This is a genomic window from Streptomyces specialis (assembly GCF_001493375.1).
Lineage (GTDB): Bacteria > Actinomycetota > Actinomycetes > Streptomycetales > Streptomycetaceae > Streptomyces > Streptomyces specialis.
On the sequence record NZ_LN929755.1, the window covers coordinates 29319 to 49640 of the forward strand.

Here is a 20322-nt window from a genome sequence, read left to right on the forward strand (position 1 = left end):
GGCATGTGGTCAGGGCAGGTTGCGGGCCAGGTTGGCGCCTTCGCCCTTCCCGGAAGGGGCCTCCCCAACACTTCCCCATGCTCGTCGGTGGTCTGCCCAGGTAGGGGCCGCACCGGAAGCACCGTCATCGGCCGCGCGGCAGACCAACAGGCTGGGGGCAGTTCACGCGGTTTCCTGTCCCGTCAACCGTGATCGCTTGACCCATGCGCCCGGCCCTCGGGAGCATCAGCACAGGGTGCGGGGTACTGGCAACGGCATGGGAGAGGGAACCCAGACCATGAAGGTCACCAAGCTGGTCAGCACATGCGATATCAAGGACTGCCCGACGATCTACGCAACGGATCGCGGCACCCTCCTGGTACAGGGTGAGACGCCGACGAACCACGGGCTTCGGATTCCCGCTCACGAGAGCCTGGTCGAAATTCCGATGGAACTGATCCAGAAGGCCATCCGTGACAACCTCGTCTAAAACCCTCGGCGACCTGTTCGACTCGTTCAAGCGTGAGGCATTTCGCCTGGAGACCCTGGACGACTACAGCAAGTCCGGGAACGTCGACGCTTATCGCGCATTCCTGGCCGGGGAGCCGCAGCCGGACGACTACAACGAAGGCTGGGTGGAGGAACTCCGCTCCCATACCGAGAAGGGGAGGCGCATTTACCGGGTGCACATACTGTCGCGCCCACTCACAGAATATCTTAGCTTCGAGCTGGGATGGGGCTACTGGAAAAATATGACAGGGGGTGAGGAGTTCTTCATCCTTGACACCACCGGTAAGCCCAACCCGCTGGAGAACGTCCCGGACTTCTGGTTCTTCGACTCCGAGTCCGTGGCCGTGATGCACTACGACGAGGCCGGCAAGTACCTCGGCTCGGAAGTACTGCGGCCGGAAAAGGCGACTGAATTCACCAGGTTCCGTGACACGGCACTCGCGCACGCGGAACCGTTCACCGAATGGTGGGCCAAGCACGGAGCGTGAACAGGGCACAGCTTGGGGCCGCGCTGCGGGCGCTGCGAGTGGCATCCGAAAAGGAAGCCAAGGCGGTGGCCCGCAGCGCTCTCATGTCTCCGTCCAAACTGTCCAAGATCGAAAATGCGAAGCTGGCGCCCAGCGCGACGGACGTAGAGCGCATCCTGACCGCAATTGGCGTCTCGGACGAGGTCAAGGCGGAGTACACGGAGGCCGCACGCGCGTCAGCGACGGAGGCGACAGCATGGCGTCTGCTCAAGCGCATGGGGGTGCACAAGGGCCAGCAGGCCGCCCAGGCCTTGGAAGCCCAGATGTCAACACTGCGACTGTTTCAGCCCGCACTAGTTCCGGGACTTCTCCAGACCCCCGAGTACATCCGGGCGATTCTGCGACGCCATGATCTCAGTGAGGACGCACTTAACCGAACAGTCAATGGCCGACTTGAACGGCAAGAAGTTCTCTACGACAACACAAAATCACTGCGGTTCATCATCACGGAACCAGTTCTGCGCTGGCGCATCGTGCCACCTCAGATGATGGCTGCACAGCTCGACCGTGTCGCTTCCCTTTCACGACTCTCCCATGTGGATATCCGTGTAGTTCCCCTGGAGGCTCAGCAACAGGACATCGCCAACCATGCGTTCGTCATCCGCGACGATCGCATGGTGACCGTGGAAACAGTTCACGCCGAGGTCGTCGTCACTGATCCACGAGACGTGGATCTTTACGTTGACAAGTTCGAAGGTTTTCACCGGGCAGCCCTGGTCGGCGAAGACATGCGGAATCTCATCGAAGACATCCGCGACAACTTCTTGCAGGAACAGGAAACAGGCTAGAAGCTCAGCCACAGCTCGCGGAACATGGAGACCACGGTGAGGGACAGCGGGGCTCACAGAGCCGAAGCGGCTGATCACATGGACAGCGGTGACGCCCACCAGTTCCTGTCCCGGCACGCACTCCACAGCAGCAGGAGGCGACACAGCATGAGCACAGCAGTCCAGACGCGGATCCGCGATCCGCGCATCATCCTCAACGCGGCACAAGGCCGTGTCCCGCATCTGGTCACGGACGTGGGCGTGCCCGACCTGTGGGAGCGCGAGGTGGCGCTTCTGCTCCGGGACAGCGTGGCCGTCCGCAGTCTGGCCGAGCGCATCCTCGGCCAGGGCATCGCGTACCTGATCACCGCCATGGAGAATCCCGGAGTGGACATGGGCGTGGGGTACACCGTGGACATCGGTGTCCATCAGCTCATCCTCGACACGCCGCTGTACTTCGCCCTGTGCGAGGAGTACAACGGCGGGCGGTACAAGCATCACGCCCCGCTGATCGAGCGTCGCAGGGACGGCACGGTGACGCGCACGGCCGAACTGCTGCGCGGGAACGGGTTCGCCGTGGATGACGAGCTGTGGGAGGTGGACGCGTCCGACTGCTCACCGTGTGACAGCAAGGTCCCCGACAGCCACTGACATGGGACCGGCACGCCCCTGTCCCGCCCCCAGCTCCGCGCGAGGGGCGGGGCACCCGCCGGCCCACTTCGACACAGAGGAAGCCCTCCGTTGCCCGCACGACACAACATCGACAGCGAACGTGAACTCTGGGACGCCTTCGCGGAGAGCAGCAGAGAAAAGGTGTTCGACTCCGATCCCGTTTTCTGCTGGACGCAGTACGCCGGGCACGGGCCCGGTCCCGAAGTGCTGGGCGATCCGGCAAGCTCCCTGGAACTCGGATGCGGCACCGGGCGGGCACTCGCTCATCTCGTGCGGCAAGGCGTGAAGGGAACGGGCGTCGACCTCTCACCCGTCATGGTCGCGAACATCACTGAGCGGTGGGGGCCGTTGGGAGCACGGTTCGTGTGCGCCGAGGTGCTGGAGCACCTGAGCACCGAGACGGAGACTTACGACGCCGTTTATTCGATCTTCGGGGCGGTGTGGTTCACCGATCCGGCGAGGCTACTTCCTTTGATCGCCGCGCGATTGAATCCCGGTGGCGTGCTCGCGTTCTCGCAGCCCCCGGCCATCCCGGGCGCGTACGGCCCACAGGGCATGTACAAGGGGGGATTCGCGGGCAAGGCCATGTACACCTACCGGTACAGCTACACGCCCCGGAAGTGGCAAAGCCTCCTGCTCAAGGCCGGATTCGCGGAAGCCGACGTACAGATCCTGGAGGCTCCGCGGCAGGATCACATCGGCACTCTGCTCGCCCGTGCGGTGGTGCCCTGAAGTACGGCCCGAGCACAGCGACAAGACCCCGCCCCGGTCCGTACCGGGACGGGGGTCTCGCCCTGTGTGGCCTATGGGAGGTTGCGGGCCATGACGATGCGCTGGACCTGGTTGGTGCCTTCGTAGATCTGGGTGATCTTGGCGTCGCGCATCATGCGTTCGACCGGGTAGTCACGGGTGTAGCCGTAGCCGCCGAGCAACTGGACCGCGTCGGTGGTGATCTCCATCGCCACGTCCGACGCGTAGCACTTGGCCGCCGCGCCGAAGAACGTCAGGTCACCGTCCTCGCGCTGGGACTTCGCCGCCGCCGCGTACGTCAGCTGCCGTGCCGCCTCCAGCTTCATCGCCATGTCCGCGATCATGAACTGGATCCCCTGGAAGTCCCCCACCGGCTTGCCGAACTGCCTGCGCTCACGCACATACCCCTTGGCGTAGTCCAGCGCGCCCTGCGCGATGCCCAGCGCCTGCGCGGCGATCGTGATCCTGGTGTGGTCCAGCGTCCGCATCGCGGTGGCGAACCCCGTGCCCTCCGCGCCGATCATCCGGTCCGCCGGCACACGCACCTGGTCCAGGTACACCTCACGCGTCGGAGAGCCCTTGATGCCCAGCTTCTTCTCCGGCGCCCCGAACGACACGCCCTCGTCCGACTTCTCCACCACGAACGCCGAGATCCCGCCCCGGGTCCGCTTGTCCGGGCCGGTCACCGCCATCACGGTGTAGTACTCCGACACGCCCGCGTTGGTGATCCACCGCTTCACGCCGTTCAGCACGTAGTGGTCGCCGTCGCGGACCGCGCGGGTCTTCATCCCGCCCGCGTCCGAGCCGGCGTCCGGCTCCGACAGGCAGTACGAGAACATCGCCCCGCCCGCCGCCAGCGGCGCCAGGTACTTCGCCTTCAGCTCCGGCGACCCCGACAGGATCACCGGCATCGACCCCAGCTTGTTCACCGCCGGGATCAGCGAGGACGACGCGCACACCCGCGCGACCTCCTCGATCACGATCACCGTCGCCAGCGCGTCCGCCCCCGCACCCCCGAACTCCTCCGGCACATGCACCGCGTGCAGATCAGCCGCCACCAGCGCGTCCAGCGCCTCCTGAGGGAAACGCCCCTCCTCGTCCACCTCCGCCGCGAACGGAGCGATCTTCGCCTCCGCCAGCGCACGGACCGACTCCCGGAGCAACTCATGCTCCTCAGCCGGACGGAAGAGGTCGAATTCCTGGTTCATGCGAGGCTCCGGGGCGACGAGGGTATACAAGGCATGGATGGCACTCAGTACCCCCGATTATGCACACTGAGTGCCATCGTGTCATTCCCGGTGTTATGTTCCCCCCATGAGCGACACGCGCGGCCGGAGACAGGAGACGGGGAACGGGGCGCCGAAGCCGCCGATGCGGGAGGCCATCGTCGAGGCGGCGTTCGAGCTCTTCCTCTCGCGCGGGTTCGAGCAGACCACCATCGACGACATCGTCACCCTCGCGGGGGTCGGCCGGCGGTCCTTCTTCCGTTACTTCCCCGCCAAGGAGACCGTGGTCTTCCCCGACCACGAGCGGTGCCTGGCCGACATGACCCGCCTGCTCGGCATCGACCCGGACGAGGGCGCGCCGGTGGACCGGGTCTGCGACGCGGCCCGTCTGGTGCTGCGGATGTACGCCGAGAACCCGGACTTCTCCGTGCGGCGTTACCGGCTGACCAAGCAGGTCCCCGGGCTGCGGGCGCACGAGCTGTCCGTGGTGTGGCGGTACGAGCGCATGCTCGCCGAATACCTGCGGGCCCGCTTCGCCAACCGGCCCGACGGCGCGCTGCGGGCCGATGTCGTGGCGGCGGCCGTGGTCGCGGCGCACAACAACGCGCTGCGCTCGTGGCTGCGTTCGGGCGCCACGGTGGACGCGACCGCCGCCATGGACGAGGCGCTGGCGTTCGTGCGGGAGTCGTTCGGCTGCGCCGAGGCGCCCGATGACGTGGTGGTCGTGGTCTCGCGGCGCGGGGTGCCGATGTGGCGGGTGGTGCAGGAGATCGAGAGCGCCACCGCGGCCGGGAGCGGGAGCCCCCCGGAAGGGAACTGAGTGCGTTCTTTTTCAGCACTCGGTGCCATATGCTGAGGGCGCCGGTCTCCGGCGGCGGCGCGACCGCGCCCTTTCCTTTCAACCCCACGGAGAACCCATGGAATCCGTCTCTCGTCTCGGTGTCGTCGGCGGCGGTCTGATGGGCTCCGGTATCGCCGAGGTCGCCGCCCTGCGCGGCATCGAGGTGCTGGTCGCCGAGGCCGCCCCCGAGGCCGCCGACACCGGGCGCGAGCGCGTCGGCGCCTCCCTCGACCGCGCGGTCGCCCGGGGCAAGATCACCGAGGAGGAGCGGGACGCCGCCCGCTCCCGGCTCCGCTTCACCCACGACCTGGGGGACATGGCGGACCGGCAGTTCGTGATCGAGGCCGTCGCGGAGAACCCGGGCATCAAGACCGACGTCATCCGCACCCTGGACAAGGTGGTCGAGGACCAGGACGCCATCCTCGCCACGAACACCTCCTCCATCCCGATCGTGGACCTCGCCGTCGCCACCCACCGCCCGGACCGGGTGATCGGGATGCACTTCTTCAACCCGGTGCCCGTGCAGCGGCTGGTGGAGCTGATCCCCGCGCTGACCACCAGCCGGGACACGCAGGAGCGGACGCGCCGCCTGGCCGTCGAGCAGTTGGGCAAGGAGGCGATCCAGGCCGCCGACCAGTCCGGCTTCGTCGTCAACGCGCTGCTCATCCCGTACCTGCTGTCGGCGGTCCGGATGCTGGAGTCCGGCGTGGCGCGCGCCGAGGACATCGACCGCGGCATGGAGCTGGGCTGCGCCCATCCGATGGGCCCGCTGCGGCTGCTGGACCTCATCGGCCTGGACACCGCGCAGGCCGTGGCCGAGTCGATGTACGAGGAGTTCAAGGAGCCGCTGTACGCCGCTCCCGCGCTGCTGCGCCGGATGGTCGCGGCCGGGCGGCTGGGCCGGAAGACCGGCCGGGGGTTCTACTCCTACGCCTGACGTTCCGCGTCCGGCGGCGGCCGGGTCCGGCGGCCGGGCTCAGCCGCAGGGGTCGTTCATCACGATCGGCGAGTCGACCCGGCCGTCCCGGACGCGGAAGATCATGGCGCTGGCGAGGCTCTGGTCCGCCGGACACCAGGTGGTGACCTCGGAGGCGGTACGGGCCATGCGGTCGGTGAACAGGTGGCCCTCCTCGTCCGCGATCCAGCCGCTGACCGTGCCGAGGGGGATGTCGATCTCGTGCAGGGCCGCCAGGATCGCCTCCCGGTCGGTGGTGGTGCCGGCCTCGGTCATGGCCTCGGCGACGATGAACGGGAAGTCGTAGGCCCACAGCGTCAGATCCTGCGGGTACTCGTCGTACATGATCCGGTAGTCCCGGGCGAACGTGGTGGTGGCCGGGTTGGTGGAGGTGTCCGGCAGCGCGCCGGCGCAGTCGTAGTTGTCCTCCATGATCGAGTTGAAGTCGGCGCCGAGAATGTCCTCCGCCTGGTCGGGGTTGACGCCGCTGCTGTGCAGGACCGGGCCGTCGTAGCCCGACTGGCGCAACTGCTTGAGCACGGGCAGGATCACGGCGGTGACGCTGCTGAGGTAGACCGCGTCCGGGTCGGCGGCCACGGCCTCGTTGATCGCGTTGCCGAAGTCGGTGGCGTCCAGGGGGAATTCGGCGGTCGCCGCGATCTCCACGCCCTCCAGTTGCGCGGACCGTGTGACCAGTTGGGTCAGGCCCTCGCCGTAGGTCTCGCCGGACGCGGTGATCACCGAGAGCCGTTCCACGCCCAACTGGTCCCGGGCGAAGGACACACAGCCCGGGACGTAGCTCGGGGAGTCGCTGCGGGTGCGGAAGTAGTGCTCGTCCAGGTCCAGGATGCTGGGGTAGGCGCTGTCCAGGATGTTGATCATCGGTAGCGGTGTGCGTTCCATCTGCTCGGCGTAGACGTCCGCGCCCAGCCCGAAGGCGACGACGGGCACCTCGCGGACCTCGATCATCTCCCGGAGTTCGGCGAGCCCCGCGGTGGCCGCGTCCGACCGGTCGTCGGCGTAGTCCACCTGCATCTCGTAGCGCTTGCCGTCGACCATGAATCCGGCCTCGTTGAGCGCCTCGACCCCCATCACCATGGCGTTCTTCTGCGCGGGACCGAGCGTCGAGTAGATCCCGGACATCGACATGATGGCGCCGACCGTGACGGTCCCGCCGTCGCCGCCGGAGTCGTCGCCCAGGCCACAGGCGGTCGCCGAGACGAATATCGTGGCGGCAGTCAGCGCCGCTGCTGACTTGACGTGCATGGTCGCGTCCTTCGTCGGAGGGGGTGAGGAGATGCCGAACTCTAGGTGTGCGCGAGATCACAGGCAAGAGTTGTGTTCGGCATCGCCGACTCACCACCCGGCGGCGGATCCGCGGCGTGGGCGGTACGGGCGGCGGGGTGCCGGGCGGGCCGTTGCGGGAGGGAAGCACCTTGACCTGGGCGGACGCCGCCGGTTCCGGGCGCTCCGGCGGGCGGGGAGCGCGGCGCCCGCGCCGGAGGACCAGGGTGGGCGGCAGAGGCAATCCGACCCATGTTCGATAATGTCGGACGGTGCGGGGCGGTCGGCGCCGTTCGTGTCCGCTCCCGGTCGTGCCTGCGACGGGCGGGCGCCGTACGAACCGGCCACGGGGCCGGGTGCCGTCAGGCGCGGGGGGCCATGAGCATGCCCCAGGAGACCTCGGTGATCGTCCCGTCCGGCGCGAAGAACACCCGCACCTCGTACAGCCCGAGCACCCCGCTGAGGAACTCCGGCCGACCGTAGTGCCACACCGGGCGGCCGAGCCTCTCGAAGTACGCGGTGGCCATCGACCGCATCGTCTCCTCCCTGACCCCGGCCTCCGTGATGCCGTGCAGCCAGCTCGCGCCCGCCTGGACCTCCTCCGTCGCGGCCTGCGGATCGGTGTCGGGCACGGCGGGCAGCCGTTCGTCCGTCACGGCGAAGAACTCGTTGCCGAGTGAGGTGAACGTGAACCCGGAGGCGTTCGCCGCCGTGCGGGCGAGCGTGACCGCGACGGACTCGCGCGCCGCGTACGGCGTCAGGTCCAGCCGCCCGCCCGCGAGTTCGGGCAGCTCCTCCCCGGTTCCGGCCTCCTCGCGGAGCCGGGCGCGCAGATCGTCCGTCCCCGGCGCCCACGCGAACCAGCGCTCCTCCAGGTCGTACGCACCCAGCCGCCGTGCCGCCACCCCGCCTCCGGGGAAGAGGAGTTCCCCCGCCTCCTCGTCCCACCGGGGCGGCTCGCCCACCATCCCCAGATGCTCCCGGGCGTACGTGACCATCGCCCGCGTGCGCCGGATGGAGAGCGCGATCTCGCGGGCGGCGACCGGCAGCAGCGCCGCCGGGAACAGCCGCTCCGGCGCCCCCCGCGCGGCGCGCGGCGCGATCAGCTCCTGCTCCCCCGCCGCAGCCGACCGGGGCAATCCCCCGTCGGCACCGGTGAGTTCCACGCCGGTCACCTCGTCCCCCTCGATCCCGACCACCAGCCGGTCGCCCGAGGCCAGCGTGCCGGCCACCCGCCCGGGACCGTACTCCGGCTCGACGCCGTGCCGACGGAACCAGCCCTGCACCGGCTTCAGCGCGGGCCCCGGCAACAGGGCCGCCCCGTTGCGCAGTCCGCGTTCCAGCCTCCGCGGCCTGGGCTCGGCGCGCGGCACGGCCGGGTCGTCCACCACCATGAACATCCGCCCGCGCTCGCTGAACGCGCAGATGGTGCCGCCGAGTCCGTCCAGCAGCCCGATGCACGCGATCAGCATGTGGTCGGCGGCGAGGCGGGGGTTGTGGAAGGGGGTGAAGTCGAGCATGGCGTCGGTCAGTTCCGGCACCCCGGCCCGTTCGCCGATCTCCCTCAGCTCCCGCGCCCTGGCCGCGGCGGGGGTGTCCTCGTAGTGCTCGTTGCCCCAGGCCCACAGCCAGGTCCCGTCCAGGGCGTACGTGCCGATCATGTGGGCGCGCAACGTCACGCCGGATCGGGTGACGGAAGGTTCCTGGAGGTCGAAGGAGGTGGTCCCTATGGGCACCAACGACTCGAAGAGATCGAGCTGTTCACAGGCCCAGGCGAGGTGCGGGCGGACGAGCGCGAGGAACGGGTCGCTGAAGGAAGCGGTCATCAGGGGCAATCCGTTGGCAGGAGGGAACAGTTACTCACCTCATGACTCCCGAGCCGCCGCACCGGTTCCTCCCGTTCCGGGAACGGACTTCCGGCTGCTGCAATGGGGGCCGACAGTGACCGGCACCAGGGAGAGGACCCACCGATGGCCACCACTCCACCCGGACCCCCGCCGGAGGGCGCCTACGACCGTGTCCACGGCGCCATTTCGGTCCTGCACGGCGATCTGGCCCGCTCCGACAGCAAGGCCGGTCTCCTGCTGGCGCTCACCGGGGCCGCGCTCGCGGCCCTGGTCTCGGCCGCCGCGAGCCTCGACCTGTCCGTGGTCGCCGCCGTCGCCGGAACGCTCAGCGCCGCCGCGCTGCTGACCGCGACCGCGATCCTCCTGATCGCGGTCCGCCCGGACCTCGGCGGCACGGGCTGGACGAGCTGGCCGGAGCTGAGCAAGGAGCAACTGCGCGACCGGCTGGCCACCGGCCATCTGCTGGAGCACGCCCAGCAGATGGCCGCCCTGGCCACCCGGAAGTTCCGCCGTATCCGCACGGCGGTCGACTGCATGCTCGTCGGCCTCGCCCTGCTCGCCCTCACCTCACTCCTCGCCGTGACCACCTGACACCCGCCCGCGCCACCGTCGTGACGCCTACGGGTCCTGCCGGAACAGGCAGAACTCGTTGCCTTCCGGGTCGGCGAGCACGAAGTGCTCGTCGTGGCGGGCGAGAACCGATGCCCCGAGGCCGGCCAGACGGGCTGTCTCGGCCTCCACGTCGATGGCGCGAAGGTCGAGGTGCGCCCGGTTCCGCACCCGCTTGCGCTCGGGCACGAGCTGGAACCACAGGCGGGGGCCGGCCCCCGCCGGCTCGACGAGCACGGTCGGGTCGTCCTCGGGTCCGCTGATGCCCAGCGCCCGCAAGCGGGCGAGTTCGGCCTCGTCGTACGGGGCAACGGCGTACCCGTCCAGCGCCGCCGCCCAGAACCGGGCCGCCGCGGCCGGGTGGGCGGAGTCGAAGACGATGTCACGAAGAAGCGCCACCCGCTCATCCTCCGCGCCAACGGCGCCCGCCGTCACGGCGATTCCCCACTACGACCGGCGACGCGGGTGGCGAGAACCCGCCGCGACAGAAGGCCGGGGGCGGGGGCCCGACTTAGGGTGTCGGGATGGACGCGTTCTTGGCGTTGTCGGTGTTCGTCGCCGTACTTGCCGTCGTCATGGGGTTCTTCACGTGGGTGGCGTCCCTCGTCCGGCGCCGGGGCCTCGCGGGAGCGGCCATCGGGGCCGCGATGGCCTCCTACGACGAGGCGTTCCGGCCGACCGCGCACGACTCCCACTACGAGATCCGCGCCGAGGTCGAACGCCGGATCCCGATCCCGTCACCCGGCGGCGAAGCCGACCGTCTAAAGCCTTTCGTGCCTGTCGCGGGGGCTCGGAGATGGGTATAAGAGCCCCCCCCCCCCCCCCCCGCCGAACCCGCCGCTCCTGGCTCCACCCCTGGCGACACGGCCACTGACAAGCCGTCAGTCACCCCTCACACCGCCGGAAGAAGCACGACCGCACGCCACCCCGTCGCCCCCCGGGCGCGCCGGGAACGCGCGGCGCCGGTCTCGGTGACGACGAGGACCAGACCGGCCTGTTCCACGGCATGGTGTAGCTCCGGTGACAGCGGCTTGCCACTGCGGCTCGTGAAGCGCAGCGCGGGAACGGTGTCGTCGTGCGCCTCGATCGCCAGATCATCTGCCCTGCGCCACCCCGGGGTTCCGGCCGGGCCCGCGGCGACGTACACGGCCGGCCGTTCCCGGGCCGCGGTGTCCGGACCCGTTGCCGCGTCAGCCATGGCGGCCACACCACGGAGCCGGGATGTCAGGGGGAGCCGGGCGTGGTAGCCGGCCGACGCGACGACATGTGCCTCCACTTGGCCGGCCGTGACGGTCCGGCCGCCGAGCAGCAGGGTGTACGCCCTGGTGGTGGGGGTGTCGCGTCGCTTGCGGCGCAACCACGCCCATGGCTTGACCGACCGCCGTCGCTGTGCGGCGGTGTCCGGTGTCGACACTGTCAGCTCCGAGTCTCGCGCCGGCACACGGCGGCCGGCGATGTACGCGGTAGATGCCGGAACCCGTGATCATCCGGTCGAATCATGCATATACCCCGAGCGCGTGCCCCTTACGCGCGGGGGCCGGCTCCCTGGTTTTCGGTGAGTCCAGGACGGGGTACTTCTCCATTGTCACCGTACCAACCATATTGAGGCGACGGACAGTTCGCTTTCACTGCGTGACTCACCGGTTGATGACTGACATCTGATGTTAGCCTGGCGGGCCGTACACCTGAGTGCCGCATCTCGTGTCCGCGTGGGGGGAAAAGTGCTCGTCGCCGAAGGCATGGCCGATGCCGTTGACTGGATCGGTCTTGCCACGGCCCTGTGCGGCGCGGCAGGTGCCGCGTTGGGCCTGCCACCGTTGCTCGCTTCCCGGCGTGAGCGTCGGGCACAACAGACCGCCGATTCACTCGGCCCCCGGCTGATTCTTCCTTCGCGTGTGCCACTCGTGGATCGCGTCGACGAAGTAGCTCAGGTGTTGCGTCATCTCGCCAGCGGTGAATACATGGTCACTCTTGAGGGTGGCATCGGCGTCGGGAAGAGCGCGCTGGCGACGGAGGTGGGTCACAGACTGGCCACGGGCGAAGGGATGGGGAGGCGCCGGAGAAAACCCGCAGTTCCGTTTAAGACTCTGATTTGGGTGGATGCTGCCAACCAATGTCCGACTTTGGTCGACTTGGCCAGAACTTTGTCGCTGATGACCGGCGAACGATCTCTTTCGGCCGTGTCCGCCGCCGACAAGCCCGATGCCATCCGCTCCTTTCTTTCCTCACATCCGTGCGTGCTGATCCTGGACAACTTACGCGTCCCGGACGGCGCGCCCGCTCAGTTGCCGCCGTTCCTGCGCACGCTGCCGCCCGGATCGCTCGCGATCGTGAGCGCCAACACCGCCGGCGCGGTGGACGGCCCCCGCGTCGAGGTCCGGGAGCTTCCGCCTGCCGATGCCCGCGCGTTGCTGGAGCGCGAGGCGGCCCGGCGCGGTGTCACGGCCTTGGTCCAGGCGGACGGCGCACAGCTCGACCGCGTCCACCGGCTGGTCGGTGGTAACCCGCGCGCGATCGGCCTCCTGGTCCTTGCCTGCTCCCGCTTCCCGGGCCCGCTTCCCCAGTTTCTGCACGAGCTGGAGAGCGGACTGGGCCAGGTGACGACCGCGCTGTACGACACGGTGTGGTCGGAGATGCCGGCCGAGCGCAGGTCCGTCCTGACCGCTTGCGCGTATCTCGACGAGGGCACTGACGCGAGTCAGGTCGCCGCCGCGCTCGCCATGCCGGAGCGCGACGCGCATCCCGCGCTCGCCGCTCTGTGGGCGGACGGATTGCTCACCTCGACCGGGCACCCGGACCGGACGGCTTACAAATGCTCGGCGCCCTTACGTGTCTTCGTCCGCAGCCGGGCCGACCGTAGTTTACTGACCGCGGTGAGAACCCAGTTGGCCACCTACCTCGCCGAACGCTTTTCGACGGACTGGGAGGACGCCGCCGGAGCTGCCGGGCATGTGCAGGCGATTCGCACGCTCATCCGTGAATTGGATGCCGTTGGCGAGTACAGGTTGTGCCTCGACCTCTTCGACGCGGTGTACGACATCCTCTTCACCCTGGGCTTGTTCGACGACCGGATCGAACTCGGCTGGACCGCTTATCACGCGGCCGAGGAGCTGGGTCTTCCGGAGGAGCAGTCACTCGCGCTGTCGGTCGTCTCCTCCACGCACGCGATCCGCGGCGAAAACCAGCAGGCGGCGCAGGCGGTCCAATTGGGCCTGGCCATCGCGCGGCGGGCCGGGTCGCCCCGGGAGATCGCGCGGCAATTGCGGTGCGAGGCGTTCCGCTTGTTCCGGGCCAATCAGGCGGCCGAGGCACTGGCGGTCGTGGAGGCGGAGAATGCGGCCGATATGGCGCGGGACGCCGGCGACCCCAACAACATGATCGACATTCTGTCTCTTATCGGCGCCGCCCACTGGCATCTCGGCGACCTGGACGCGTGTGAGGCGACAGTTCTCCGGTTTCTTGACGAGTGCGAACAGATGCCGTGGGAGCGCGGGAAAGCTTACGCCCTCCGGGACTTGGCAGAGGTCCGGTTGTTGCGGCGGGACAGTGGAGAGGCCGAGGCTTTGGCACAGCGTGCGCATCGCATCGCGGAGGAACACCGGGACGTGCGCCAGCTCGCCCGTATCGGCCTCACCCAGGCCCGCCTTCACCTGTTCGGGGGACGGATGCGTCAGGCCCGGGACACCGCGCGCCAAGCCGCCGCGGACGCGCGGGCACTGCTGCTCACCGGCGAACGGGCCGAGGCGGACGCGGTGCGCCTTCTCGCGACCCGCTGCCTGCGGATGCCGTGGCTGCGGCGGGCAGTCGTGGGGCGTCCGCGGACCAGGTTCACCGAGATGACCGTCGGCGGCGACTGATCAACGCCCCCAGGGCACGACAGGAGGAAGAGCTTGTCAGTGGACGATCTCAAGGAAGAACGGCTCCGCATCCCGGTGGACGACGACGAACTCGACGCCGTGGCGGTGTCTCCGTCGCAAGGGACACACCGGTGGGCGATCCTCGTGCACGGCGGTCCGGGTGGGGTGAAGGACGGACCCGCCGACCTGTACCGGGACCTGGCCGGGGTTCTGGCCGCGCAGGGCATCGGATCGCTCCGCTTCGACGTGCGAGGAGCGGGCCAGAGCACGGGCGCGTACCGCGACATGACTCTCGCCAGGCAGGTGCGGGACCTGAGAGCGGCGCGGGAACTGCTGGCCGAGCGTTACGCGCCGCGACGGACCGCCCTGATCGGTGAGAGCCTCGGCGCGACGATCGTGCTCGCGGGTCTGGACGGTGAGGAGGACACCCTGGTCCTGCTGTGGCCGGCCATCTGGCTGCTGGAGGACGTCTTCGACAGCTACCTGACCGAGGAGAGCCTCGCCGAAGCCAGTGAGCGGGGCTTCATCGTCCGGGACGGCGAGGAGATCGGCCTGCCCTTCCTGAACGAACTGCTCGCGACGCGCGACGTGGCCGGCCCGTTGCGGGGATCGCGGACGCCTCTGCTGCTGGTGCACGGCGACGCGGACACCGAAGTCCCCGTCGAGCAGAGCGCGCGGGCGGAGGCCCTGGTGGCCGGGCCGGTGCGGCGGGTGGTGGTGCCCGGTGGCGAGCACTGTCTGGAGCGCCCCTCGGAGCGGGCCGTCGTGAATCGGGAGACCTCGGCATGGCTGGCGGCTCATCTGTGACGGTGCTCGCCGTGGTCGCCACCCTCGGGCCCTATGAGCATCTGCCCCGGATACCGCTCTTCCCCGAGGTCGAGGCGGGCCTGGTCGCCGAGTTACGGCGGGGCTACGCCGCGGATGTGACGGTGCTGCGGCGGCGGCATCTGACGTCGCCGCGCACCGTGGTCCGGGCCGTCGCGGCGGCCCTCGCCCGGCCGGGGGACGTGCCGCTGCTGACCGTGCACGCCGGAGCCCACTGGTTCGCCCGGGACGGGGGACGTTGGGCCCTGGGGATCCCCGGCAGCCTGCCCGGCCGGCGACGCAGCATGCTGCCGGTCGGGCATCTGATGGCCGCGGCGGCGGACGCGGCCGGTGAACGTCCCCTTCTGGTCTGTCTCGACGCGGTGCTCACGCCGGGGCAGAACGCCCCCGCGGCGAGTCTCGGCGCGGCGATGGGCGTTCCGTCCCGCCGCCCGGTGGTGCTGGTCGCCGCGGCGGCTCCCAGCGGCGGGGCGGCGGCGACCGCGCGGCACGGCCTGTGGCGGGCGCTCGCCGCGGCCACCGCGTCGGCCGGGGACGACGGCGTGGACCTCGACGCGGTCGTCGGCGTCGCGGCGGAAGCCGCCCGGCGGCACGGGGCCGACGTGCACTGGACGTACGGCGGCAGGGCGCGCCTGGTCCCGGCGCTGCCGTCCGCGGTCCGGGCCGACCTGTTCAGCGCGGACGAGACGTCCCGCATCGACGCCGCCGTCGAACTCGCCCGGCTGGCCGCCACCGGTGACGCGGGAGCACGGGCCGAGCTGGAACTGCTGGCCGCGCACGACGACGCCCCGGCGGTCCGCGGCTTCGCGAGTCGGCGGCTCCGGCCGGTCTCGCAGCCGTCGCTGCGGGAGTTACGGGCCGCGGGGAAGATACCCGGCGACGTGATGGCGGCGGCCGGGGCCGGACTGTTCGTTCCCGACCTGGTAGCGCACCCGGGCGGGCTGGTCACGATAGGGGTGGACGCGCCGTACGGCCAGGCGGCCGGCCGGCCGCGCCACCGCGTCGGCATCGCCCCGTTCCTGATCGGCCGCACGCCCGTGACGAACCGCCAGTACCTCGGGTATGTCGTCGCCTCCGGCGCACACTGCCCGGACCACTGGGCGTCGGAACCCGATCTGTGGGACGAGGGCCGGGACCGCCCGGTCGTCAACGTGTCGTTCCTCGACGCGGTCCGCTACTGCGACTGGCTCACCGGCCACCTGCGCGGCACGGGACGGCTGCCGCCCGCCGCGACCGTCTCGCTGCCGAGCGAGGTGGAGTGGGAAGCCGCCGCCGGCAACGGTCGGGGGGACCCGCATCCGTGGGGCCGGGACCCGGACCCGGCACGCGCGAACATCCGGGCCACCGGGGCCGGACGGCCGACCCCGGTCGGCAGCTTCTCCCCGGCGGGGGACAGCGTCCTCGGCTGCGCGGACCTGATCGGCAACGTGTGGGAGTGGACCCGCAGCACATGGGGCGTGTCGATACGGGCCGCTCACCGCTATCCCTACGTGCCCGGCGACGGCCGCGAGGATCCCGGCGGGCCAGGGGTCCGGCACGTGGTGCGCGGCGGGGCGTTCTACTACGCGACGGAGTGCGCGAACAGCTACACCCGCAACCAGATGCCGCAGGAGAGCCGCCACCCGGGGGGCGGCTTCCGCGTCACCGTCCACGGCACGGAAACGGCGTGGGGAAAGGCGACCGCGTCGTGAGCGCGGGACAGGCCGAGCACTGGGCGGCCGAACTCTCCCTCATGGGACCGGGCATCTCCGAGGCCGTGGCCTGGGCGGGGCTCGTGATCGCACGGGCCGAAGGGGCCATGGTGACGGACACCGGGGGGAACAGCTATCTGGACCTCATGGGCGGCGCGGGGGTCAACCTGATCGGCCACAGTCATCCCGCCTATGTCGCGGCGCTGAGCGAGCAGATCGGCGCCTGGCTGATCGGGGCGCACGCGTCGGATGCCCGTCTCGGCGCTCTGCGCGAGCTGGCCGCGCTGCTGCCGGCCGACCTCGACCGCGTCCAGTTCTACAGCTCGGGCGCCGAGGCCGTCGAATCCGCCGTCCGGCTGGCCAAGTCGGCCACCGGCAAGTTCGAAGTACTCGCATTCTGGGGCGGGTTCCACGGCCGTACCGCCACCGCCCTCGCCGCGACGGGTGGCGCGCGAGCCGGTCTCGGTCCCGCGATGCCCGGCGTGCTCACGACCCCGTACGCGTCCTGCTATCGCTGCCCGCTCAGGGCCCGCTACCCGGAATGCGGCCTGGCCTGCGTGGAGTTCGCCCGCGACGTACTGCGGGAACAGTCGAGCGGCTCGCTCGCCGCGATTCTCGTCGAGCCCGTCCAGGGCCGTGCCGGCAACGTCGTCCCGCCGCGCGGCTTCCTCGGGGCCCTGCGCGAACTCGCCACGGAGTACGACGCGTTGCTGATCTCCGATGAATCCATGACCGGCCTCGGACGCACCGGTACCGTCCTCGCCTGTGCGCACGACGAGGTGGTGCCGGACATCGCGATTCTCGGCAAAGGGCTGGGGAACGGCTACCCGGTGTCCGCCGTCGTGGCGTCGGCCCGGCTCATGTCGGTGGGTCCGTTCGGCAGGCCGAGCGCCAGCTCCTCCAGCTTCGGCGGCTTCCCGCTCGCCTGCTCCGCCGTGTCGGTCGTCGCGCGCACCGTGCGGGAGCAGGGCCTCGCGGCCCGCTCGGCGGCGCTCGGCGCCGAGTTCCTCGACCGCCTGCGCGCGCTCATACCGGTGACCGGGATCGTGGGCGACATCCGCGGCCGGGGGCTCGCCGTCGGCATCGAACTCGTCACCGATCAGGCGAGCCGCACGCCGCTGCCCAAGTCCCGTCTACGGGCGGTGTTCACGGAGCTGCTGGCGCGCGGGGTGCTGGTGATGACCGGCGGCAGCACCCTGCGGCTGTATCCCCCGCTGACCACGACCGCGGACGAGCTGGACCGCGCCGCCGGGATCATCGCCGACACGATCGCCGGGACGTCGGCGTCCATCGGCGCGCCGGCCCGGCCGTGATCCGGCCGCTGCGGGTCGCGATCGCCGGGTACGGCACGGCCGGTGAGCTCCACGCCCGTCTCCTCGCCACCCGGCCCCGGGTCCGCGTCGTCGGGGTGGCCGACATCACGCGGGCGCGGCGGGCCAGGGCCTCGGCGGATCACCCCGGCGCCGCCGTGGCGTCCGGGCTCGACCGCCTGGAAACGGGGATCGACCTGATCGTGGTCGCGACCCCGCCCGTCTCGCACGAGGGCGACACCTACGTCGCGCTGACCCGGCACCGCGCCCACGTGCTCTGCGAGAAACCGGCCGTGCTGGACCCCGACCGTGGCCGCCGTCTGGCCGAACTGGCGAGCCGCTCCGGGCTGTCGCTCCACCCTGTGCACAACTATCTCCACGCGGCGGACTTCCGGCGTATGAGGGAACTGATCGGTTCCGGGGTCGTCGGCCGGGTCCGGAAGGTCACGGTGGGCGTCACCCGTACGGCGCCCGCCGCGGGGACCGGCGCCTGGATGCCGGCGTGGCGCGCCGATCCGGCGTTCGCGGGTGGTGTGCTCCACGATCACGGGCCGCATGCCGTCTATCTGGCGTGCCATCTGTCCGGCGGGCCGGTCGCGCGGGTCTCCTGCGCGACGGTCGCCGGGGAGCGGGGCGCGGACCGTACCGCCTCGCTCCGGCTGGATATCGCGGGTGGTGTCACCGCCCGGATCGGACTCACCTGGGCCGGGGGGCGGCGGAGCAACCGGTATCAGGTCGACGGCACGGGGGGAAGTCTGCTTCTCCAGGGCGGGCGGCTGCGCCTGGTCGCGGCGGGCCGGACGAGGGTCTGGCCGGCGGAGGATCCGGCGTCCGGCGGTCACGTCCACGCGCACTGGACCGACGCGCTCCACTCGGAGTTCCTGGCCCGGCTGGGGGCTCCGGAGTCGGGGCCGTGGAGTGCGGCGATCCATGTGGCGGACGTTCTGCGGGCCGCCGCTGTCTCGGTCCGGAACGGTGGTGACGCCGTGCCGTTGTCCCGGGTGTCGTCTCCGGGGCGGCGGAGGGGGGGGCGGGGGGCACCTGGGGCGGCGCACCCCTGGCGCATATGACAACATGAGCACGCCGACGCAGAGGGAGCGGCTGATGTTTATGGGTGGACTCTTCCATCTCTTCCTCGTTCGCCGCGCGCCGGTGGGCGGTCTCGGCGGGTGTGTGGCGGCGGGTGCGGTGGTGTTCGGTCAGGGCGGCAGCGGTGACGAGGGCCAGGCCGGTGGCCAGCCAGGCGGTGAGGACCGCCGCGTTGCGGGCCAGGTCGAGGCCGTCGAAGTAGACCAGGCCGCGCAGGCCCTCGACGAAGCCGGCGCCGTTCCAGAAGGAGTGGAGGGCGCCGAAGAAGCCGTTCTGCAGCTCGGGGCGGAACAGGCCGCCGGAGCTGGTGAAGTTCAGCATCACGAACAGCGCCATCACGGTCAGCGTCGTCCAGCGTTTGAGGAACGTGTGCAGGCCGGTGCCGATGAACAGGATGCCCGCCGAGTACAGCCACGACATCGCCCACACGCCCCACAGCCCGTGGTGCACGAGGTGGAACAGCGGTCCGGCGAAGGCGGTGCCGATCAGGCTCACCGCGAGGGAGACGCCCGCCACCAGCGCGGCCCTCACCCGCATCCGCAGCGCCGCGCCGGCCGCGCCGAGGACCGCGACGGAGCCGTAGGAGCCGATGCTGACGGCGATCATCAGGAAGAACAGGCCGCTGCCGGTCGGGTCGTCGTCCACGGGCGGGACGATGTCCGTCACCCGCAGGGGGGCGCCCCGCTCGGTGGCGACCGGGGTGAAGACCTGCTGGGCGGCGGTGGCGCTCATGTCGGACCCGGCCGACGCGATGAGCAGCTCGGGGCCGCTCCCGTCCCGGCCGCCGGCGGGGAGGTAGGCGCCGGTGATCTCGCGGTCCTTGAGCAGTTCGACGGCCTCGTCGCGGGAGGTCGCGGTGCGCACGTCGAGGGCGTCGCCGGCCCGGTCCTGGAGCGACCGTGCCAGGTCGGGCGCGTCCACGACGGCGACGGGCAGGTCGTGGGGCTCGGGAACGGTGAACGCGCCCAGGTAGGCGAAGCCCATCCCGGCGCACATCAGGAGCGGGATCACCAGATGGCCGAGGACATGGCGCAGCGGAGTGCTCATCGGAGGAACGGTCCTTTGGTTGGCTTCTACAACCTGATAGGTGTATCGTACAGCCATATGGATGGAGGTGCCACCTGTGCAGGTCGAGACCCGCGACGAGGCCATGACGGTGATCCAGCGTGAGCTGACGACCTTCGCGCGGCGCGCCAGGGCCGCCGCCGCCCGTCTGCATCCACGGCTGTCCCTGGTCTCCGCGACGCTGCTCACCCATGTCGCCGAGCACCCGGGCTGCCGCGCGGCCGATCTGGCGGCGCACTATCTCCTCGACAAGTCGACCATCAGCCGCCAGGTCGCCGCCCTTGAACGGCTCGGACTGGTCGAGCGCCGCACCGCCGAGGACGACCACCGCGCGCAGGTCCTCCACCTCACCCCGGCCGGTGCCGAGGTGCTGGCCGACTATGTGACGGCCCGCCGCCAGGCGTTCGAGCAGCGGCTGGCGGGGTGGTCGGAGGAGGACCTGCGGCGGTTCGCCATCTGTCTGACGCGTTACAACGACGGATTCTGACCGCGCGCGGCGACCGGTGGATCGGGCGCTC

At 70.5% G+C, this 20322-nt stretch carries 20 protein-coding genes and 1 pseudogene; 15 read left to right on the forward strand and 6 right to left on the reverse strand.

Going from position 1 to position 20322, the window contains the following annotated elements:
- The first annotated feature begins 277 nt into the window (after positions 1–277).
- The 5 genes from BN2279_RS00140 to BN2279_RS00160 all read left to right on the forward strand — a co-directional run bounded on the left by BN2279_RS00140 (position 278) and on the right by BN2279_RS00160 (position 3187).
- Entirely contained in the window at positions 278–469 is a 192-nt protein-coding gene (locus BN2279_RS00140; RefSeq protein ID WP_059005734.1) for a hypothetical protein, read from the forward strand.
- Positions 453–977, forward strand: coding sequence for a DUF6879 family protein (locus BN2279_RS00145; protein ID WP_059005628.1), 525 nt, complete (start codon positions 453–455; stop codon positions 975–977). The genes BN2279_RS00140 and BN2279_RS00145 overlap by 17 nt, the downstream gene beginning before the upstream one ends.
- On the forward strand, positions 974–1804 hold the full coding sequence (locus BN2279_RS26885) for a helix-turn-helix domain-containing protein (protein WP_079031680.1): 831 nt from the start codon (positions 974–976) through the stop codon (positions 1802–1804). The genes BN2279_RS00145 and BN2279_RS26885 overlap by 4 nt, the downstream gene beginning before the upstream one ends.
- Positions 1805–1951: 147 nt before the next feature.
- On the forward strand, positions 1952–2434 hold the full coding sequence (locus tag BN2279_RS00155) for a hypothetical protein (protein WP_059005630.1): 483 nt from the start codon (positions 1952–1954) through the stop codon (positions 2432–2434).
- A 90-nt stretch (positions 2435–2524) separates the two neighbouring features.
- Positions 2525–3187: a class I SAM-dependent methyltransferase gene (locus BN2279_RS00160; RefSeq protein ID WP_059005631.1), complete on the forward strand. Its 663-nt coding sequence runs from the start codon at positions 2525–2527 to the stop codon at positions 3185–3187.
- Between the two features lie 71 nt (positions 3188–3258).
- Here BN2279_RS00160 and BN2279_RS00165 read toward each other — a convergent pair whose 3' ends face one another.
- On the reverse strand, positions 3259–4413 hold the full coding sequence (locus BN2279_RS00165; protein ID WP_059005632.1) for an acyl-CoA dehydrogenase family protein: 1155 nt from the start codon (positions 4411–4413) through the stop codon (positions 3259–3261).
- A 163-nt stretch (positions 4414–4576) separates the two neighbouring features.
- Between BN2279_RS00165 and BN2279_RS00170 the strand changes: the two genes are divergently transcribed.
- Positions 4577–5251: a TetR family transcriptional regulator gene (locus BN2279_RS00170; RefSeq protein WP_059005633.1), complete on the forward strand. Its 675-nt coding sequence runs from the start codon at positions 4577–4579 to the stop codon at positions 5249–5251.
- A gap of 97 nt (positions 5252–5348) precedes the next feature.
- Positions 5349–6209, forward strand: a complete 861-nt coding sequence (locus BN2279_RS00175; RefSeq protein ID WP_059005634.1) for a 3-hydroxybutyryl-CoA dehydrogenase — start codon at positions 5349–5351, stop codon at positions 6207–6209.
- A gap of 39 nt (positions 6210–6248) precedes the next feature.
- Here the strand turns inward: BN2279_RS00175 and BN2279_RS00180 are convergent, their stop codons facing one another.
- A complete protein-coding gene (locus BN2279_RS00180) occupies positions 6249–7493 on the reverse strand; it encodes an ABC transporter substrate-binding protein (RefSeq protein ID WP_059005635.1) in 1245 nt (414 codons plus the stop codon).
- Positions 7494–7873: 380 nt separating this feature from the next.
- Positions 7874–9337 (reverse strand): DUF6882 domain-containing protein, encoded by a 1464-nt coding sequence (locus BN2279_RS00185; protein WP_059005636.1) that lies wholly within the window; start codon positions 9335–9337, stop codon positions 7874–7876.
- A 144-nt stretch (positions 9338–9481) separates the two neighbouring features.
- Here BN2279_RS00185 and BN2279_RS00190 point away from each other — a divergent pair, with 144 nt between their 5' ends.
- Positions 9482–9949 (forward strand): Pycsar system effector family protein, encoded by a 468-nt coding sequence (locus BN2279_RS00190; protein WP_059005637.1) that lies wholly within the window; start codon positions 9482–9484, stop codon positions 9947–9949.
- Positions 9950–9976: 27 nt separating this feature from the next.
- Here BN2279_RS00190 and BN2279_RS00195 read toward each other — a convergent pair whose 3' ends face one another.
- Positions 9977–10366: a VOC family protein gene (locus tag BN2279_RS00195; RefSeq protein ID WP_059005638.1), complete on the reverse strand. Its 390-nt coding sequence runs from the start codon at positions 10364–10366 to the stop codon at positions 9977–9979.
- Between the two features lie 125 nt (positions 10367–10491).
- Between BN2279_RS00195 and BN2279_RS00200 the strand changes: the two genes are divergently transcribed.
- Positions 10492–10773, forward strand: coding sequence for a hypothetical protein (locus tag BN2279_RS00200; RefSeq protein WP_059005639.1), 282 nt, complete (start codon positions 10492–10494; stop codon positions 10771–10773).
- Positions 10774–10859: 86 nt separating this feature from the next.
- Here BN2279_RS00200 and BN2279_RS00205 read toward each other — a convergent pair whose 3' ends face one another.
- Positions 10860–11381 carry a hypothetical protein gene (locus BN2279_RS00205; RefSeq protein WP_159037005.1) on the reverse strand — a complete coding sequence of 174 codons (522 nt, stop codon included), beginning with the start codon at positions 11379–11381 and terminating at the stop codon, positions 10860–10862.
- Between the two features lie 307 nt (positions 11382–11688).
- Here BN2279_RS00205 and BN2279_RS00210 point away from each other — a divergent pair, with 307 nt between their 5' ends.
- From BN2279_RS00210 to BN2279_RS31295, 5 genes are read left to right on the forward strand one after another with little or no spacing between them, the layout of a single operon-like run.
- On the forward strand, positions 11689–13824 hold the full coding sequence (locus BN2279_RS00210) for an ATP-binding protein (protein ID WP_159037006.1): 2136 nt from the start codon (positions 11689–11691) through the stop codon (positions 13822–13824).
- Between the two features lie 39 nt (positions 13825–13863).
- A complete protein-coding gene (locus tag BN2279_RS00215) occupies positions 13864–14631 on the forward strand; it encodes an alpha/beta hydrolase family protein (RefSeq protein WP_059005642.1) in 768 nt (255 codons plus the stop codon).
- Positions 14610–16340 (forward strand): SUMF1/EgtB/PvdO family nonheme iron enzyme, encoded by a 1731-nt coding sequence (locus BN2279_RS00220; RefSeq protein WP_159037007.1) that lies wholly within the window; start codon positions 14610–14612, stop codon positions 16338–16340. The genes BN2279_RS00215 and BN2279_RS00220 overlap by 22 nt, the downstream gene beginning before the upstream one ends.
- On the forward strand, positions 16337–17653 hold the full coding sequence (locus BN2279_RS00225) for an aspartate aminotransferase family protein (RefSeq protein ID WP_159037008.1): 1317 nt from the start codon (positions 16337–16339) through the stop codon (positions 17651–17653). Before BN2279_RS00220 ends, BN2279_RS00225 begins: the two co-directional genes overlap by 4 nt.
- Positions 17650–18720, forward strand: coding sequence for a Gfo/Idh/MocA family protein (locus tag BN2279_RS31295; RefSeq protein ID WP_079031682.1), 1071 nt, complete (start codon positions 17650–17652; stop codon positions 18718–18720). The genes BN2279_RS00225 and BN2279_RS31295 overlap by 4 nt, the downstream gene beginning before the upstream one ends.
- 46 nt (positions 18721–18766) lie before the next feature.
- On the opposite strand, the pseudogene BN2279_RS00230 reads toward BN2279_RS31295, so the two are convergent.
- Positions 18767–19786 (reverse strand): annotated as a pseudogene (locus BN2279_RS00230) (ABC transporter permease); the annotation flags it as partial.
- Between the two features lie 61 nt (positions 19787–19847).
- Here BN2279_RS00230 and BN2279_RS00235 point away from each other — a divergent pair.
- Positions 19848–20291, forward strand: coding sequence for a MarR family winged helix-turn-helix transcriptional regulator (locus BN2279_RS00235; protein ID WP_059005645.1), 444 nt, complete (start codon positions 19848–19850; stop codon positions 20289–20291).
- Positions 20292–20322 lie beyond the last annotated feature (31 nt).

Coding starts and splice junctions, on each gene's coding strand:
- BN2279_RS00235 (WP_059005645.1), top strand. CDS start 19,848: ATGGAGGTGCCACCTGTGCAGGTCGAGACCCGCGACGAGGCCATGACG.
- BN2279_RS00165 (WP_059005632.1), bottom strand. CDS start 4,413: ATGAACCAGGAATTCGACCTCTTCCGTCCGGCTGAGGAGCATGAGTTG.
- BN2279_RS00185 (WP_059005636.1), bottom strand. CDS start 9,337: ATGACCGCTTCCTTCAGCGACCCGTTCCTCGCGCTCGTCCGCCCGCAC.
- BN2279_RS00220 (WP_159037007.1), top strand. CDS start 14,610: ATGGCTGGCGGCTCATCTGTGACGGTGCTCGCCGTGGTCGCCACCCTC.
- BN2279_RS00155 (WP_059005630.1), top strand. CDS start 1,952: ATGAGCACAGCAGTCCAGACGCGGATCCGCGATCCGCGCATCATCCTC.
- BN2279_RS00190 (WP_059005637.1), top strand. CDS start 9,482: ATGGCCACCACTCCACCCGGACCCCCGCCGGAGGGCGCCTACGACCGT.
- BN2279_RS00200 (WP_059005639.1), top strand. CDS start 10,492: ATGGACGCGTTCTTGGCGTTGTCGGTGTTCGTCGCCGTACTTGCCGTC.
- BN2279_RS00175 (WP_059005634.1), top strand. CDS start 5,349: ATGGAATCCGTCTCTCGTCTCGGTGTCGTCGGCGGCGGTCTGATGGGC.
- BN2279_RS00140 (WP_059005734.1), top strand. CDS start 278: ATGAAGGTCACCAAGCTGGTCAGCACATGCGATATCAAGGACTGCCCG.
- BN2279_RS00170 (WP_059005633.1), top strand. CDS start 4,577: ATGCGGGAGGCCATCGTCGAGGCGGCGTTCGAGCTCTTCCTCTCGCGC.
- BN2279_RS00180 (WP_059005635.1), bottom strand. CDS start 7,493: ATGCACGTCAAGTCAGCAGCGGCGCTGACTGCCGCCACGATATTCGTC.